Source organism: Cellulomonas soli, from assembly GCF_013409305.1.
Classification (GTDB): Bacteria; Actinomycetota; Actinomycetes; order Actinomycetales; family Cellulomonadaceae; genus Cellulomonas; species Cellulomonas soli.
In genome coordinates this window covers 1,896,883-1,913,876 of sequence record NZ_JACBZJ010000001.1, presented here as the reverse complement: position 1 = coordinate 1,913,876, position 16,994 = coordinate 1,896,883, and the positions used below count along the sequence as shown (strand labels likewise).

The following is a 16,994-nucleotide window of genomic DNA, read 5'->3' as shown; positions in this document are numbered from 1 at the left end:
CCTGGACGACCGAACGGGGTGGGGTGCGTGTCGTGCGCACCCCACCCCGTTCGCCGTCGCCGGCGCGCTCAGCCCTGCAGCGCGGCCCGGACCAGCGCCGAGAGCGCCTTGCCGTCCGCGGCACCCGCTGCACGGGCGGTCGCCTCCTTCATGACCGCACCCATGTCGCGGATGCTGCTCGCCCCCAGGTCGGTCACGACCTGCTGCACGAGCGCCGTCAGCTCGTCCTGCGAGAGCCGCGCCGGCAGGTACGTCTCGATCGCGTCGGCCTCCCGGGCCTCGAGCTCGGCGCGCTCCGGGGCACCGGCGTCAGTGTAGATCTGCGCGGAGTCGCGGCGCTTCTTCACCTCGCGCGTGAGCACCTTGAGGACGTCCTCCTCGGTGAGCTCCTTCTCGACGGTCCCGGCCTTCGCCTCGGCCCGCACCGCACCGATGACCTGCCGCAGCACGCTGACGCGGTCGGCGTCGCGGGCCTTCATGGCGGTCGTCAGGTCGGAGGTCAGCTGGGCGAGGGTGTCGGTGCTCATGGGTCCATGGTGCCGGGTCTGCGGGATCGGGGGCGTCTGGATATCCCCGGGACGCCGCCGCGAGCCCCTCCGGAGCGGGGCGGATCTCCGCGATCCACGCCGGGCCGGGGCCGCCGGGCGTCAGCCTCGGCCGGAAGCCGGCACGTGCTCGTCGAGCCAGCGGTCCAGCGTCGGGAGCGCCAGGTAGGCGATGGTCGCGTGCGTCGCGTGGTCGACCGTGACCTCCGAGACGTCGATGCCCAGTGCGCGCTCGTGCGCGGCGAAGGCCGCCGTGTCCGCCGGCAGGACGAGCTCGTCGTCGGCTCCCTGGGCGATGAGCAGCGGCGCGTCGAAGGCCGTGCGACCCGCCGAGTTCTCCGCCAGAAGGGTCGCCCAGGGTTCGGTGGTCGTCGGGTCCCCCTGCACGAAGTCGCCGACCAGCGGGGTGCCGATCCGGTGCAGCTCGTCGAGGCTGCTCAGCAGGCACAGGCTCGTCATCTGCGGGACCACCCGCAGCGCGCTCGGCGTGAGGACGTCCGCGAGCGCAGCACCCGGGGTCGTCGGGCCGTAGACCTCGCTGAACGCGGTGAACGCGTAGGCGCCGATGGTCACCCCGGAGATGTCGTCCAGGTGCGAGCGCACCAGGGCCGTCAGGTCCGCGGCGGGTGCCGCGGTCGCCACGGCCTCGATCCGCAGCTCGGGCGCGTACCGCGGTGCCTGCTCCGCCGCGAAGAGGACGGCCTGCCCGCCCTGCGAGTGACCCCACAGCACGACCCCGTCGCCCGCGTGCGCGTCGGGGAGGTGCTGGGCCGCTCGGACGGCGTCGAGCACCGAGCGTGCGGCGGTCTCCCCCACCAGGTACGAGTCGGGTCCGTCGGTGCCCATGCCGAGGTAGTCGGTCGCGACGACGGTGTAGCCGCGGTCGAGCATCAGGCGCAGCCCCTCGATCCCGAGGAACGGGTCGAACGCACGCGACGGCGCGCACCCCGGAGCCGAGCCGGTCGTCGGGTGACCCCAGGCGAGCACCGTGCGACCAGCCGCCGGCGCCGCCCCGAGCGGCGTGACCACCACCCCCGTGACGACGACCGGCGCCCCAGACAGGTCCGTCGACCGGTACATGACCCGCCAGGCCCGTGCGTCGAGCGGGGCGCCGACCAGCTCCTCGCTCTTCACGAGCGTCCCCGGCTCGCCATCGGCCGCGCCGGCCGGCTGGGCGTAGAACTCCTCGAGCCCGGACCGCTCCTTCGCGTCGCCGGCGATGCGAACGCCCTCGGCAGCGACGAGCGTGCCGAGCGCCGCGACCACCAGCGCCGCCGACAGGACCAGCAGCCGACGCCGCGAGGTCGCCGGTCCCGGCGCCCGGTCGGGCCGGTCGGTCACCGCGCGTGGACGCCGGTCGCGAGCCGCTCGTCCAGCCAGTCGAACATCCGCTGCTCCGTCAGCTCACGGGCCAGCGGCTGGCAGTGGAACGAGGCACCCTCGGCCTCGGTGAGCTCCAGCAGCTGCGCCCCGGGGATCAGCGCCGCGAGCTCCTTCGACTGCCCCGGGAAGAACTGCTCGCGCTCCGGCGACGTGATCAAGACCGGGGTGTCGACCTGCGCGGCCACCTGCTCGACCGTGTACCTCGACACCTCGTCGAGCGTGGCGGCGAACCCCGTGGTCCCGTACGGGCGGGCACGGAAGTTCCAGTTCGCCAGCGTCGCCCTGCCGCCCGGGAGCTTCATCCCGATGCTCATGTCACGCTCGAACTTCGCGACCTCGCCCTTGCGGTACAGCTCCATCAGCGAGTGCGGGATCTGCGACGTCCAGCTGCGGGCGACGTCCACGACCCCGCCGTCCAGGACCGCCGCTGCGACCCGGTGCTCGAACGCCAGCGCCCGGCTCACCCAGTACCCGGCCTGGCTGATCCCGTACACGGCGAGCCGACCCGGGTCGACGTCCGGCCGGGCGAGGACCGTGTCCACCACCGGCGTGAGCACCGCCTCCCAGTCGTACCGGAACGGCACGCCGCGCTCGAAGAACACCGACTGCTGACCCGGACCGTCGAACAGCAGCACGCCGTACCCGCGCTCGAGCGCACCCTCGGCCGCCTCCGACCACAACCCGCTCAGTGCGCCGTCGCTGCCGTTGTTGACGATCAGGGTCGGCCGAGGATCCCCGGCGTCGTCCGGGTGGAAGAACCACCCCGGCAACGTCGACCCCTCGTACGGGATCGCCACCCGCTCGACGGGCCAGCGGGTGCTGGCGACGAACCCCTCCCACGCGGCACGGTGCGCATCGAACGCCGCCCGGACCTTCGCGTCGTCGTCCAGGGCGCTCGCCACGTCGACCGCCACCGCCAGGTAGTTCGCCGCCCGCAGGTACGCACGCGCCGCACTCACCCGGTGCCCCGCCTGCGCGCACCCGGCCGCGATCCCCGCGACCCGTGCGCCCAGTGCCGACCAGGCCTCGAACCACACACCGTCGTCGTGCTCGCCGAGGCCCGCGATCGTCGCCAGCACCTCGCCCGGCTCGGAGCCGCCACGGCCGGCCTTCCCGAGCAACGAGCGCACGACGTAGTCGCGGTCGCCTGAGAAGAACCCGCTGAGATACACCTTGCGGTTCGACACCATTGCCCCCCGGCTGGCTCCTGCGGGAACTTCCCGCAACCTGAGACGAGTCTTGGGGGGACGGCACGATCCGCAAGTCGGCGTGCGAACCGCGCCTCACCGTTCGGTGAGAGGTCAGGCCCGGAGGGATGCGTGAAGGGTAGCGTCCAAGGTGCGTGGACAGTAGCGTCCAAGATGTGTGAACGGTAGCGTTCAAAGTGCACGAACGGTAGCGTTCAGTCCGTGCCAGACACCGCGACACCCGACCCGGGGCCCTTCCAGCACGGATACGTCAGGCGCGTCGTCGACGACACGCTGGACGCGCTTCTGCCTGCTCTGCCGGCCGTGTACCTCGACGGCCCGAAGGCGGTCGGCAAGACCGCGACCGCGCTCCAGCGCGCCCGCACGGTGCGGCGGCTCGACCGGGCCCGCGAGCGAGCCGTGGCCGAGGCAGACCCCGAGCTCGCCCTGGACGGGGAGTCGCCCGTTCTGCTGGACGAGTGGCACCGCGTCCCTGAGCTGTGGGATGCCGTCAAGGCTGCCGCCGACGACGGCATGACACCGGGTCGCTTCCTGCTCACGGGCTCCGCCCCGGCCGCCGCGACCCACTCCGGGGCAGGACGCATCACTGCGATCCGCATGCGCCCCCTGACGCTTCCCGAACGGGGCGCCAGCCGACCGACCGTGTCTCTCGCCTCGCTTCTTGCGGGAGAGAAGCCGCCGATCCGCGGCGCCACGGAACTGGACCTTGCCCAGTACACGGAGCAGATCCTGACCTCGGGGTTCCCCGGCTTCCAGCACCTGACGGGACGAGCGCTCCGGGCCCAGCTCGACGGGTATCTCGCGCGTGTCATCGATGCCGACATGGAGGAGGCGGGGCTCCGCGTCCGGCGTCCCGCGACCGTCCGCGCCTGGCTACGCGCGTATGCCGCGGCGACATCCACCACTGCGTCCTCGGATCGGATCCGGGATGCGGCATCCGCCGGGCAGGACGCCAAACCAGCCAAGACGACCACCATCCGTTACGTCGACGTGCTGACCCGGCTGCGCATCCTCGACGACCTCGAGGCGTGGGTGCCCAGCCGCAACCACCTGCACCGCCTCACCCAAGGTCCCAAGCACCACCTCGCCGACCCGGCGCTGGCCGCGCGCCTGGTCGGCGCGAGCCGGGCCGACCTGCTGGACGGCAGCGGCACGGACCTGCTCCCTCGCGACGGCACGTTCCTCGGTGCGCTCTTCGAGTCGCTCGCGACCCTGTCGGTCCGGGTGTTCGCCGAGTCCGCAGGGGCGAGCGTCGGCCACCTGCGCACACAGGACGGGCGGCACGAGGTCGACCTCATCGTCGAGCGCGACGACCGTCGCGTCATCGCGTTCGAGGTGAAGTTGGCGGGAACCGTCGACGACAAGGACGTCCGGCACCTGCACTGGCTGCGGGAGCAGATCGGCGATGACCTGCTCGACTCGGTCGTGCTGTCCACCGGGCCTACCGCCTACCGGCGCCCCGACGGCATCGCTGTCGTTCCGTTGGGGCTGCTGGGACCGTGAGGCGGGCTCAGGCGCGGCCAGGGTCCGTCACGGGCAGGCCCGCCGCCTGCGGCAGCGTCGCGAGCACCTCGTCCGTCGTGGACTGCGCCATCAGCGCCCGCTCCTGCTCGGTCACCCCCACGGCCTGCACGAACGTCACCGACCCGTGCGGTGTGGCGATCCGACCCAGCGGCCCGTCGACGACGAACGCGAACACCGTCAGACCCGTCGGGACGCTCGCGCGGTTCCACGGGTACCCGGTGATCGGCGACTGCATGTCCAGGCGGCTCCCGTGCTCGGGGACCCACCCTGTCTCCCGCACGTGCGCCGCGAGCGCGGCCAGCATCCCGAACGGCCACTCGGGCGGCGCGTCGTCGGCACCGCGGACGACACGCATCGTCAGCTCGAGGCCCCAGCCCGAGACGTCCGGGGCGGCGTCCGGGGCGGGGGCGAACAGCTCACTCAACCCGTACGTCACGTAGTGCCAGTGGTCACCGGCGTCGTAGACGGACGCACCCTGGAGCGGACTGCCGAACGCGACACCCGGCGGGAAGCCGACGTGCCGCCGCTCCGGCCCGCCGTGCACCCCCACCATCGCCGCCGTGATGGCGTCCCAGCCGGGCGCGTGCTCCTCGAGGTCATCGGGTGGGGCCGGCTCGGTGGTGGCGGGCCGGTGGCGGTTCCAGGGCAGGCGCATGGCGCCATCCTCCTGCCGTGGGGAGCGTGCTCGGCCGCTGACCTGCCGGGCGTCCCGTCAGTGGTTCATGCCTGCCATCTGCGAGCCGTCCTCCATGGCATGCGTGGGCTGCCAGCCGAGCACCGTCGGGTCGAGCATCCCGGTGATCATCGCGACGTGCGCGACGACGAGGAAGAGCCCGACCAACGTGGCGTGGACCTTCAGCCGGCGCTGATCGTCCCAGGCTTCACCGAGGACCCGGGCCTCCATGAGGGCCATCCCGAACAGCGGCACGACACCCAGCAGGTAGAACCCGACCGCGATGACATCGGCCGGCCCGCGCCAGCCACCATCAGTCATCAGCGGGACCACGGCGTGCTTCATCAGGTACACGAAGACGCCGAGGAAGTAGAAGCCGCCGATCAGTCCGGCGTAGCGGTTCAGCGCCCGCACGGCGCGACCCGCCCGCTGCGGGCTGAAGAGGATCACGAGCTCCGTCACGGCGATCGTCTCCGCCGCGATGACAGGAACCGCCATGAACAGCAGCAGGTTCCACGGCTGGTTCGCGGCGAGCAGACCCATGTAGTGGGTGGAACCCATGTCGTCCCCCGCGGGCCACACCGGCAGCAGGAGGGCGATCGCGACGATCACCAGGCTGACGACGGCGACCAGACCGACGCGCACCTCCCGTCGCACGCCGGGACGGACGACGCCCGCTGTCGGGCTGGGTGCTGTGGCGACCATCGTGGCTCCTTCGTCGGCGGCGGCCGGCCCACCCGGCGCCGACACCAGCGTGTGAGGCTCCGGACCAGGCGCGGCTCCGGTCCGATGAAGGTTCGATGAAGACCGGCATCCGCCGGTCCTGGAACGCCCCGCGGCGGGACAGAAGGCCCAGCCTGCCGGCGGGCGCCGCGACGACGTGGACTACCGGCCGCTCGTCGCGGCCCGATCCACCACCAGCGCCAGCTGCACCCTGTTCGTCACCCCGAGCTTGGCCGTCGCCCGGCTCAGATGGGTCTTCACGGTCGCCTCGGACAGGAACGTGCGCTGCGCGATCTCCCCGTTAGAGAGGCCCTCGGCGACGAACCCCGCGACCTCAGCCTCGCGATCGGTGAGCAAGAGGAGCTGCTGCCGGGCCTCCCGCCGCTGCTGCCCTCCGCTGTCCTCGCTGAGCTGGGCCATCACGGTCCGTGCAGCTCTCGGCGAGAGCGCACCGTCACCCGATGCCACCGATCGGACCGCGGTGACGATCTCGTCGGGACCCGAGTCCTTGGCCAAGAAGCCGGAGGCCCCGGCGTGCACGGCGTCGAGGATCGCGGACTCCGTGTCGAAGGAGGTCATGGCGATGACCCCCGGCGCCGAGGGCAGTGCCCGCACGGCAGCCGTGGCGCGGATGCCATCCATGCGGGGCATGCGCAGATCCATGAGCACCACGTCGGGGTGGTGCGCCTGGACCGCGGTGACGACCTCGTCCCCGTCGGCCGCCTCGGCGACGACCTCGATGTCGTCGGGGCGCAGGATCGAGCGCAGCAGCAGGCGCACCATGGGGTCGTCGTCGACGACCAGGACTCGGATCACAGCCAGGACGCTACCGAGCACTGCCGACAACGCAGCAGTTCAGACCGGTGAGCCGACCCACGGCAGGTGGGCACGCACGACGAACCTGCCGTCCTGCGCCTCGGCGCTGAAGGTGCCGTCCAGCGCCTCGACCCGTTCGCGCATCCCGATCAGCCCGGCCCCTCCGGTGCCGCCGCTGCTCGCCGCGCCGAGCCCCTGGCTCTGGGCCAGCGCGTTGTGGACCACCACGTCCACGCCGTTGCCCGGTCGCGCACGCACCTCGACGTCCACCCGCCCACCGGGGCCGTGCTTCATCGCATTCGTCAGCGACTCCTGGACGACCCGGTAGACGGCCCGTGTGAGGGCCGGTGGCGCACTGTCGCCCTGGTCGACGAACACCGTCGCGCCGATGTCGACACCGGCACGGCGCGCGTCGTCCACGAGCCCGGGCAGGTCCGCCAGCCGTGGCGCGGGGCCCGCGTACTGCTCCGCGAGGCCGTCGCCCGCGGTCCGCAGGGCGGCGATGAGGGTGCGCATCTCGTCGAGCGCCCGACTCGCCTCGCCTCGCATGGACCGCGCGGACGCGCCGACGTCGACCCCCGGGTCGTCGGCGGTCACCTCGAGGACGGAGGCGTGCAGCGAGACCAGCGAGAGGTGGTGCGCGACCGTGTCGTGCATCTCGCGCGCGATGAGCTCGCGCTCGTCCTGCCGCGACAGCTCGGTTCGCAGGTGGTCCGCCTGCGAGCGCAACGCCGCAGCCTGCTTCGCCTCGGCCGTCGCGGCGTCTCGCGCGGCGCGGGCGTCGGTGCGGTACCGCCGGACCAGGCCGACCGCCACTGCGCCGGCGACCATGAGGACGCCGATGATGGCGTAGCCGATCGGCATCAGCTCGAACCGCTCGCCGGTCTCCTGAATGGTCGTCGAGAAGATGACGGCCTCACCCTCGCGGGCCAGGTCGCGCCCCAGAGACACGGCTACAGCCACGACGGACGCACCCGTGCACAGCAGCACGGTGCGATGCCTTGCCTGCGCGTACACCCACGTCAGAGCGACCAGGCTCGCGAACGCGTCAAGCGGCAGGACCAGTGCCACCGCGGACGCTCCGAGGCAGATCGCGACCGGCCAGCGTCGCCGCCAGATCAACGATGCGGCGACAGCCGTCAGCGCCAACAGGCAGACCATGTCGAGCAGAGCGCTCGACCCGTCGCGGTAGCGCCCAGAGGACGCGAACGCGACCGCGACGATCGACGAGAAGGCCGAGACGCCGATGACGGCCGCGGTACCCGCGCTCGGCATCCCGGGCGGTCGCACAGCAGGGCGAACGGGCATCGGTACGACCATCGGTGGCGGTACCACCATCCATGCGGCAGGAGGCGGGCCGGGCGGACCGCTCAGGGCAGGCGCGACAGGGACCGCACCGAGCGGTCGGGGCGGCGGCGGAGGCGGGTACGCCGGGTAGTGCGGGTACGGCACGGACACGACTCGGAGCGTAGGTGCGACCACTGACGTGCGGCATCCGCCAGTCGGTCAGGCGCCGGCCCGACGAGTCATCCAGTCGGGCGGTCGCGTCGAGCCGATCGGACGACCCGCCGGGACATGGCCGCGGACCACGATCGGCATCACTCAGCCCGCACGATCTCGAGGAGCCCTCATGAGCCAGCCCGCACCGGTCGATCCGACCGGCATCCCGATTCCCGCCCGGCCGGTGCGCCGGTCGTGGTTCGCCCGGCACAAGGTCCTGACCACGTTCGGCGCCGTCGTCGTTGCCATCATCGCCATCGGCGCCCTGGGCGGTGGTGGCGGCAGCGAGGACGTCCCGACCGCTGCGGCCCCCGCGTCCTCGACAGACGGGCAGGACCCTGCGGAGGCTGCAGCACCGGCCGAGGCCGAGGCACCCGCCGAGGAGCCCGCTCCCGGCATCGGCACCCCGGTGCGCGACGGCAAGTTCGAGTTCACGGTGACCGGCATCGAGCCGGGCGTGAGCCGGGTCGGCGACGACATGCTCGGCAAGGACGCGCAGGGCCAGTTCCTGCTCGTCCACCTGACGGTGACGAACATCGGCGACGAGGCTCAGTACTTCGACGGCAGCAGCCAGAAGCTGCTGGACGCGCAGGGTCGCACCCACTCCGCCGACAGCGCAGCGGCGATCTACCTGGGCGACGCCGACAGCTTCCTCAACCAGATCAACCCCGGCAACACGGTCGACGGCACCGTCGTCTTCGACGTCCCCGCCGATGCGACGCCGACCGCGCTGGAGCTGCACGACTCCGCCTGGTCGGGCGGTGTGACCGTCACCGTCGGGTGACTCCGCATGTGACGCGCTGGCGGTCGTGCCGCTTCTGCGACCGTCCGCGCTCACATCGTCAGCCCACGCAAGCCGTCGCGTGCGGGGAGAGAGAACAGACATACAGGAGGGAGTCGGGCCGTGACTGGTCGCGATCCCACCCATTCGGCCGCAGCCTCCCCTCCGGGTGCACTGGGTGTGGCTACGATCCGACCGGGGGCTCAGGGCTCTCCATGCCTGAGTCAGTGAGGGGCGGACGTGCAGATCAGCGAAGTCCCCGACCTCGTCGTCGCACCGGGGTCGGTGGTGGTCGTGCGTGACGAGGAGTGGCTGGTCCGCTCGACGGAGGAGACGGCCGACGGCACCCTGATCCGCGTTCAGGGTCTGAGCGAGCTGGTGCGGGACCTGCACGCGGTGTTCTACGACGAGCTCGACGTCATCGTGCCCAAGGACCCGCGGGACGCGACGGTGGTCGCCGACGCGAGCCCCCGGTACCGGGCGTCTCGGTTGTGGCTGGAGTCGTCGATCCGCCGGACGCCGGTGCCGTTGACGGACCCGCGACTGACGGTCTCGACACAGGCGCTCGCTGATCCGCTCGTGTACCAGCAGACGGCGGTGCGCACGGCGCTGGACCCGATGAACTTGCGCCCGCGCATCCTGCTGGCGGATGCGGTGGGGCTGGGCAAGACGCTCGAGATCGGCATGATCCTGTCCGAGCTGGTGCGACGCGGCCGGGGCGAGCGGATCCTCGTGGTGACGCCACGACACGTGCTGGAGCAGATGCAGCAGGAGCTGTGGAACCGGTTCGCACTGCCGTTCGTGCGGCTGGACTCGGCGGGCATCGCTCGGGTGCGGCAGAAGCTTCCGGCAACGCGGAACCCGTTCTCCTACTTCCGTCGCGTGATCATCTCGATCGACACGCTTAAGTCGGACCGGTACGTGCACAACCTGCGCAAGCAGCGCTGGGATGCGGTCGTGATCGACGAGTCGCACAACCTCACCAATCCATCGACGCAGAACAACAAGCTGGCGCGGACGCTGGCCCGCACCACGGAGGCGCTCATCCTCGCGTCGGCAACCCCGCACAACGGGCGGGCGGAGTCGTTCGCGGAGCTGGTGCGGCTGCTGGAGCCCACGGCCGTCGCCCCGGACGGGTCGATTCGACCCGACGAGGTCGCGCGGCTCGTGGTCCGGCGGCACCGGCACAGCCCGGAGGTCGCGGGTGTGGTCGGTGCCGACTGGGCGGAGCGGCAGGAGCCGCACCACGTGCGGGTCGAGGCCGGTGCAGCCGAGGACGCGGTCGCGGACGAGCTGGTGCGCACGTGGCTGCATCCGGCGGGCGGCTCGTCGCCGTACTCGGGGCGCAACGAGTCACTGTTCCCGTGGACGCTTGCCAAGGCGTTCCTCTCCTCGCCCGCAGCACTGGGCGAGTCGGTGAAGCAGCGGATGTCGCGCCTGCAGGGTGTGGGTCCGACGGTGGAGGCGGAGCGCGTGGCGCTGGCGCGGCTCGCCGAACTGAACGCGCAGGTCGAGCGCTCAGCGAAGTACGGGGCGCTGGTGACGCACCTTCGCCAGATCGGCGTAGGTCAGGGCTCGACGACGCGCGCGGTGGTGTTCGCGGAACGGGTGGCGACGCTGACGTGGCTGCGCGCACACCTACCGCATGACCTGGGCCTGCCTGCCGATGCGGTGGAGGTCATGCACGGCGGCCTGAGCGACGAGGAGCAGCAGGCAGTCGTCGACCGGTTCAAGCAGGCCTCGACGCCGGTGCGGGTGCTGGTCACGGGCGACGTGGCGTCCGAGGGTGTCAACCTGCACGCGCAGTGCCACGAGCTGGTGCACTACGACATCCCTTGGAGCCTGATCCGCATCGAGCAGCGCAACGGGCGGATCGACCGGTACGGGCAGAAGCACCCGCCACGCATCACGACGTTGCTGCTCACCCCGTCGGACGAGCGGTTCTCGGGCGACGTGCGGGTGCTGGCGCGGCTGGTCGACAAGGAGCACGAGGCGCACCGGGCGCTGGGCGACGTCGCGAGCCTGATGGGCACGTACGACGTCAAGGGTGAGGAGGAGATCCTCGCGCGTGTGCTCGCCGGGCAGCGCGAGCTCGACGACGTGGTGCGCACGCCGCAGCAGGTGGCTGCCGGCGACGACCTGGCGGCCCTGTTCGCCCAGCTGACGGGCGCTGCCCCGGCCATGCTCGAGCCGACGCCGACGCCGACGGAGACCTCGGCGGAGCTCGGCACCGGGTCAGCCGCAGCCACGGGCTTGTTCGGCACGGAGCTGGAGTTCCTGGACGAGGCCCTGCACGCTGCCTTCGAGGAGGCAGACCCGGCCTCCCAGCCCGCACGCGGGGGTGTCGGCTGGTCCTCGGACAGCGCGTTCGGCACGGCGCGTCTGGTCCCGCCTGCCGATCTGCGTCAGCGGCTGGAGGTGCTGCCGCAGGCGTACCTGTCGGCGCGTCGCGTCGCCGAGGAACTCGTGCTGGCCACCACGGCGGTGCGCGGCAAGGAGCGGCTGGCCGAGGCGTTGACCGACGTGAGCAGCTCGTCGTGGCCCGACGCGCACTACCTGTCCCCGCTGCACCCGGTCCTGGAGTGGGCGTCGGATCGGGCGCTGGCCCGATTGGGGCGCAACGAGGTGTTCGCGGTGCGCGGGCCGGTCGAGGGTCCGACGGTGCTGCTGCAGGGCACACTCACCAACCGGCGCGGCCAGGTGGTGGCGGCGTCGTGGCTGACGGTGGAGTTCCCGACCGGGGACGCCGCAGGCCTGGCCCTGGTGTCGGCGCACGACGCGGCGCCTGACGCGCTCGCGGCGGTGGGGGTCGACGGGCGGCGCGCCAACCCGGGGCCGGTTCCGGATGCGGCGGCGCTGCAGCCGTTCGTTCGGCGGGCGATCGAGCGGGCGACTCCGCAGATGGACCAGCACTTCGAGGTCGCGGCGACGGACGTGCGGGCCCGGGTCGAGGAGTGGACGACCCGGTTGGACGAGTGGGACGCGGACGCACAGGGGGCGCTGCAGAGCCGCCTGTGGCAGGAGCGCCGGCTGCCGGTGCAGGAGGAGCGCGAGCTCGTGGACCAGATGCTGCCGGACCGTGGCCTGCTGCGGCCGTTGCTGGTGGTCGTGCCCGAGGAGGTGGCGCGGTGAGCGCGTCGGACGCGTTCGTGGTCGGCGAGGCGTGGATCTCGGAGCACTTCTTCACCTCGGACGCGACGTCGCAGTCGTTCCACGCGCTGGTGCTGGCGCGCCGCAAGGAGTGGGAGGCCGAGGCCGGCCCGACGCCGCGCAGCCGGTTCGTGGCGGCGCGCGGCGAGCTGCAGGTCGCGTGGGCGGACCTGTCGCAGCAGGTGGAGGCCCTGGCCGAGCAGGCGCGAGACGACGATGCGCCACTCGACACGACGGCCCTGGCCGACCTCGCGGACGCCGTCGCCGGGCGGATGGTCGGCGTGCTGGAGATCGACGGGCACGGGCTTCGGGCCGAGGGCGACGGGCCTCTGCGACGCATCCACGCCCCGGGCAGCACCGGGCACGCGCCGCTGGCGGTGCTGCAGGCGCTGCCGGTGACGACGGTCGAGGACCTGCTGTCCAAGGACGCGCGGACCCTGCGTGCACCGGTTGCGGCGGACGAGGACGCCGAGCCGACGCGCTCGGCGGCGCGCCTGCTGTCGCAGCTGTTCGTCGCTGACGACGGCCCGTCGTACGCGCTGGTGCTGGCGGGCCGGTGGGCGCTGCTGGCGGAGCGGGCCCGGTGGGCCGAGGGCCGCTACCTGGCGGTGGACCTGCAGCTGGTGGCGGAGCGCAATGACGGGCGTCGCGGCGGCGAGATCGACCGGGCGCTCGCGTGCCTGTGCTCGACGTCGGTCGCCCCGGACGCGGACGGCGGCATCTGGTGGGACCAGGTGCTGGAGGCGTCGGTCAAGCACACCGTGGGCGTCTCGCAGGACCTGCGCGACGGGGTGCGGCTGTCGATCGAGATCCTCGCGAACGACGTGGTCGGGCGCCGCGCGCGGGCGGGTCTGCCGCCGTTGCCGCAGGCGCAGGCGCAGCCGCTGGCCACGCAGTCGCTGCGGTTCCTGTACCGGATCCTGTTCCTGTTGTACGCGGAGGCGTCCCCGGAGCTGGGGGTGCTGCCGACGGGTGCGCCGGAGTACGACGCCGGGTACGGCTTGGACCGCCTGCGCGAGATGGTGCAGGTGCCGTTGACCTCGGAGCGGGCGCTGCACGGCTCGCACCTGCACGAGTCGTTGGCGGTGCTGTTCCGCCTGGTCGACGGAGGGCACGCGCCGGCGGCGCAGCGCGAGCAGGACCTGCGCGACGAGGGTCTGACGTTCAACGCCCTGCGCGCCGACCTGTTCGGACCGGCGGCGACCGCGCACATCGACGCGGTGGGCCTGGGCAACGGTGCGCTGCAGCGGGTGCTGGGGCACCTGCTGCTGAGCAAGGAGCGCCGCGGTGCGGACCGGGGCTTCATCTCGTACGCCGAGCTGGGCATCAACCAGCTCGGTGCCGTGTACGAGGGCCTCATGTCGTACACGGGTTTTTTCGCCGAGGAGGACCTGTACGAGGTCGCCAAGGACGGCGACGGGTCCAAGGGCTCGTGGGTGGTGCCGGCGGACCGCATCGAGGGCATCGCGCAGAAGGACTTCGTGCGGACGCCGGACGAGCTGACGGGCGAGATGCAGCCTGTGCTGCACCGGCGCGGCACGTTCGTGTACCGGCTGGCTGGGCGGGAGCGGCAGCAGTCCGCGTCGTACTACACCCCCGAGGTGCTGACCCGGTTCACGGTGGGCCAGGCCCTGGAGGAGCTGCTCGACCAGGACGGCACCACGACGTCGGCCGCGGATGTGCTGGCGCTGACGGTGTGCGAGCCGGCTCTGGGATCGGGGGCCTTCGCGATCGAGGCCGTGCGTCAGCTGGCCGAGCAGTACCTGGCCCGCCGGCAGGACGAGCGCGGCGAGCGCATCGACCCTGACGCGTACCCGCGCGAGCTCCAGCGGGTCAAGGCGTTCATCGCGTTGCACAACGTGTACGGCGTGGACCTCAACGCCACGGCGGTCGAGCTCGCGGAGATCTCGTTGTGGCTCGACACGATGGTCGCGGGCCTCGATGCCCCGTGGTTCGGCCTGCACCTGCGCCGCGGCAACTCCCTGGTCGGCGCCCGCCGCGCCACGTATCGCCGCGACCAGATCACGGACAAGTCGTGGCTCTCGGCCGTGCCCGCGGACGCGCCCCTGAGCACCCTGCTGGACGGCCACGCGGTGGGCGTGCACCACTTCCTGCTCCCCGCCGACGGCTGGGGCGCCGCCGCGGACGCGAAGGAGGCCGTGACCCTGGCCCCGGACGCGACGCTGGCCCTGAAGAAGTGGCGCAGCACCATGAGGTCGAAGCCGTCCAAGGCCCAGACCGACGCCTTGGTGGAGATCGCGTACCGCGTCGAGGTGCTGTGGCAGGTCGCGGCCCGTCGCATGCACATCGCCGAGCAGGGTGTGCGCCGCGCCGTCCCGGTGTGGGGCACGGACGACCAGCCGGCGGGTGCTCTCACCCGCGAGACGGTCGAGCGGTCGCTCGCCGACGCCGACGGCGCGTACCGCCGCCTGCGCCGCGTGATGGACGCGTGGTGCGCCCTGTGGTTCTGGCCGCTGACCGAGCGGGCCACGACGGTCGAACGCGACGGCGAAGCCGTGCACGTGACTCCCCCGCGCCTGGACCAGTGGATCGACGCCCTGCAGCGCCTGGTGGGCCGCGCCCCGGAGCTCAAGCGCCGCTCCCTGCCTGGCAACCAGACCCTGACCGACGCCGCCACGTGGGACGAGCTCGAGGACGTCGAGGACCAGGTCCTGAAGTTCGCCGACGCCCGCCCCGTCGCCGACGTGCTGCGGGACCACCCGTGGCTCGCGGTCTGCGAGCGGGTCGCCGCCGAGCAGGGCTTCTTCCACTGGGAGCTCGACTTCTCCTCGGTGTTCCTGCGCGGCGGGTTCGACCTGCAGGTCGGCAACCCGCCGTGGGTGCGTCCCCGTTCCGACGTGGATGCCCTGCTCGCCGAGGGCGACCCGTGGTGGCAGCTCGCGGTCAAGCCGACGCAGGCCCAGGTGGCGCTCAAGCGCGCCGAGACCCTGGCCCTGCCGGGTATGACGGACCTGGTGGTCGACGGCACGGCCGCGGTCGCCTGCACCGCCGCGTTCGTCGGCTCGCCGCGCCAGTACCCGCACCTGGCGGGCCTGCAGCCGGACCTGTACCGCTGCTTCATGGAGCAGATGTGGCGCCATACCAGCCCGACCGGCATGGCGGCCCTCATCCACCTGGAGTCCCACTTCACCGACGAGAAGGCCGGCCCGCTGCGGCGCGCCCTCTATCGCCGGCTGCGCCGACACTGGCACTTCGTCAACGAGTTGCAGCTCTTCGAGATCCAGCACCAGAAGCACTATGGCGTTACCGTCCATGGTCGCGATCGTGGCCGGGTGGACTTCGTCCAGGCCTGCTGGCTGTACCACCCGGACTCTGCGCTCCGGTCGCTCCAGCACGACGGCGACGGCCCGGAGCCAGGAATGAAGGATGAGAACGACAACTGGGACCTGCGTCCGCACCGGTCCCGCATCACGCGCGTCACCGAGGAGACACTCCGAACGTGGCACGCGGTCCTGGAGACCGCCGACGTGCCCGCGCCCGAGACACGCATGGTCTACGCCGTGAACGGCTCGGCAGCAGCCACCCTTGACAAGCTCGCCCGCGCTCCCCGCATCGCCGACCTAGGCCTGCAGTTCTCCGCTGGCTGGCACGAGAAGAACGATCGAGTGAAGGGCTACTTCGAAACCGGTTGGGGCACGCCCGACTCGTGGGACGACGTCATCCTCCAGGGCCCGCACCTGTTCGTCTCGACCCCGCTCTACAAGACGCCGAACAAGACGATGCTGCACCACCTCGACTGGTCCCCCACCGACTTCGAGGCCCTCGCCCCCGACGCCATCCCGGTCACGGCCTACAAGCCCGCCGGCGACCGCTACGACTACGACTGCGCCTACGACGACTGGGGCACCCCCGACGACCCCCTCCCCGCCCGCGACTCCTACCGTCTGGCTTGGCGGCGCATGGCTGCGAACACGGGGGAACGAACCCTCATCGCGGCCCTGATCCCACCCGGCGCCGCCCATGTCCACCCTGTGTCCTCGTTCGGCGTCAGTGAGGACGAGTCACTGGCCGAACTCGCACTCGCAGGCGCGTACACCGCCTCGATCGTCTCCGACTTCTCCGTCCGGGCGGCGCCGAAGTCCGAGATCCTGCCGTCAACGATCCGACGCCTGGCGACGGCGCGGGACTCCGTGCTCGCGCCTGAGATTGTTGTGCGCTATCTCCGCATGAACTGCGTGACCGATGCGTACTCCGACTTGTGGTGGGCGGTCGACTCGACCCAACGCGATCGATGGGCAATCGCGCGGCCATGGCGGAACGCTGACGGTCTCGCCCACCCCGGGCGTGACTGGTCTGCCGAAACTCCGCTCCGGCGCGCAGGCGACCGCCGCGACGCCCTGGTGGAGATCGACGCGCTCGTCGCCCTCTCGCTCGGGCTCACAGCGGACGAGCTGTGCACGGTCTATCGGACGCAGTTCGCGGTCCTCGCGGGGTACGACCGCACATCGTCCGTCTACGACCTCAACGGGCGCCTCGTGCCCACGAGCGTGCTGCAGGTGTGGCGGCGCAAGGGCGATGCGATCACTGCGGCGGAGCGGAGCGCGGTGCACCCGGGCAGCGGGGTCGAGTACACGTACGAGCTGCCGTTCGTGACGCTGGACCGGGAGGCGGACATGCGCGCCGCGTACGCGGAGTTCGAGCGCCGACTCGCGGAGCGCACGGCATGAAGA

11 protein-coding genes are annotated in these 16,994 nt (G+C 72.2%); 4 read left to right on the top strand and 7 right to left on the bottom strand.

The genetic code is table 11. The features are described from left to right. Positions 1 to 68: 68 nt before the first annotated feature. The 3 genes from BKA22_RS08860 to BKA22_RS08850 form a co-directional block, all read right to left on the bottom strand. On the bottom strand, positions 69 to 527 hold the full coding sequence (locus BKA22_RS08860; protein WP_146953230.1) for a GatB/YqeY domain-containing protein: 459 nt from the start codon (positions 525 to 527) through the stop codon (positions 69 to 71). A 120-nt stretch (positions 528 to 647) separates the two neighbouring features. Next, positions 648 to 1,886 (bottom strand): alpha/beta fold hydrolase, encoded by a 1,239-nt coding sequence (locus BKA22_RS08855; protein ID WP_223203606.1) that lies wholly within the window; start codon positions 1,884 to 1,886, stop codon positions 648 to 650. After that, entirely contained in the window at positions 1,883 to 3,118 is a 1,236-nt protein-coding gene (locus tag BKA22_RS08850; RefSeq protein ID WP_146953231.1) for an alpha/beta hydrolase family protein, read from the bottom strand. The genes BKA22_RS08855 and BKA22_RS08850 overlap by 4 nt, the downstream gene beginning before the upstream one ends. Before the next feature lie 219 nt (positions 3,119 to 3,337). Here BKA22_RS08850 and BKA22_RS08845 point away from each other — a divergent pair, with 219 nt between their 5' ends. Beyond that, a complete protein-coding gene (locus tag BKA22_RS08845; RefSeq protein WP_223203607.1) occupies positions 3,338 to 4,639 on the top strand; it encodes an ATP-binding protein in 1,302 nt (433 codons plus the stop codon). 7 nt (positions 4,640 to 4,646) lie between these two features. Here the strand turns inward: BKA22_RS08845 and BKA22_RS08840 are convergent, their stop codons facing one another. From BKA22_RS08840 to BKA22_RS08825, 4 genes are all read right to left on the bottom strand, one after another. Then, complete coding sequence (locus tag BKA22_RS08840) at positions 4,647 to 5,315, bottom strand: suppressor of fused domain protein (RefSeq protein WP_146953232.1); 669 nt, start codon at positions 5,313 to 5,315, stop codon at positions 4,647 to 4,649. Positions 5,316 to 5,372: 57 nt separating this feature from the next. Further along, positions 5,373 to 6,038: a DUF6803 family protein gene (locus BKA22_RS08835; RefSeq protein WP_146953233.1), complete on the bottom strand. Its 666-nt coding sequence runs from the start codon at positions 6,036 to 6,038 to the stop codon at positions 5,373 to 5,375. 180 nt (positions 6,039 to 6,218) lie between these two features. Next, complete coding sequence (locus tag BKA22_RS08830; RefSeq protein ID WP_146953234.1) at positions 6,219 to 6,872, bottom strand: response regulator transcription factor; 654 nt, start codon at positions 6,870 to 6,872, stop codon at positions 6,219 to 6,221. A gap of 39 nt (positions 6,873 to 6,911) precedes the next feature. Continuing rightward, positions 6,912 to 8,180: a sensor histidine kinase gene (locus BKA22_RS08825; RefSeq protein WP_179561712.1), complete on the bottom strand. Its 1,269-nt coding sequence runs from the start codon at positions 8,178 to 8,180 to the stop codon at positions 6,912 to 6,914. Positions 8,181 to 8,502: 322 nt separating this feature from the next. On the opposite strand from BKA22_RS08825, the gene BKA22_RS08820 reads away from it, so the two are divergent. The 3 genes from BKA22_RS08820 to BKA22_RS08810 all read left to right on the top strand — a co-directional run bounded on the left by BKA22_RS08820 (position 8,503) and on the right by BKA22_RS08810 (position 16,991). Then, the gene (locus tag BKA22_RS08820) at positions 8,503 to 9,156 is read left to right on the top strand and encodes a DUF4352 domain-containing protein (RefSeq protein WP_146953236.1); all 654 of its coding nucleotides are present in this window, start codon (positions 8,503 to 8,505) and stop codon (positions 9,154 to 9,156) included. 237 nt (positions 9,157 to 9,393) lie between these two features. Continuing rightward, complete coding sequence (locus BKA22_RS08815) at positions 9,394 to 12,285, top strand: SNF2-related protein (RefSeq protein WP_223203608.1); 2,892 nt, start codon at positions 9,394 to 9,396, stop codon at positions 12,283 to 12,285. Next, the gene (locus BKA22_RS08810; protein ID WP_146953237.1) at positions 12,282 to 16,991 is read left to right on the top strand and encodes a class I SAM-dependent DNA methyltransferase; all 4,710 of its coding nucleotides are present in this window, start codon (positions 12,282 to 12,284) and stop codon (positions 16,989 to 16,991) included. Before BKA22_RS08815 ends, BKA22_RS08810 begins: the two co-directional genes overlap by 4 nt. Positions 16,992 to 16,994: the final 3 nt, after the last annotated feature.

What these genes read in the sequence shown, in the direction of transcription:
- BKA22_RS08825 (WP_179561712.1), bottom strand. Translation starts at nt 8,180, where the DNA reads ATGCCCGTTCGCCCTGCTGTGCGACCGCCCGGGATGCCGAGCGCGGGT.
- BKA22_RS08850 (WP_146953231.1), bottom strand. Translation starts at nt 3,118, where the DNA reads ATGGTGTCGAACCGCAAGGTGTATCTCAGCGGGTTCTTCTCAGGCGAC.
- BKA22_RS08860 (WP_146953230.1), bottom strand. Translation starts at nt 527, where the DNA reads ATGAGCACCGACACCCTCGCCCAGCTGACCTCCGACCTGACGACCGCC.
- BKA22_RS08840 (WP_146953232.1), bottom strand. Translation starts at nt 5,315, where the DNA reads ATGCGCCTGCCCTGGAACCGCCACCGGCCCGCCACCACCGAGCCGGCC.
- BKA22_RS08820 (WP_146953236.1), top strand. Translation starts at nt 8,503, where the DNA reads ATGAGCCAGCCCGCACCGGTCGATCCGACCGGCATCCCGATTCCCGCC.
- BKA22_RS08835 (WP_146953233.1), bottom strand. Translation starts at nt 6,038, where the DNA reads ATGGTCGCCACAGCACCCAGCCCGACAGCGGGCGTCGTCCGTCCCGGC.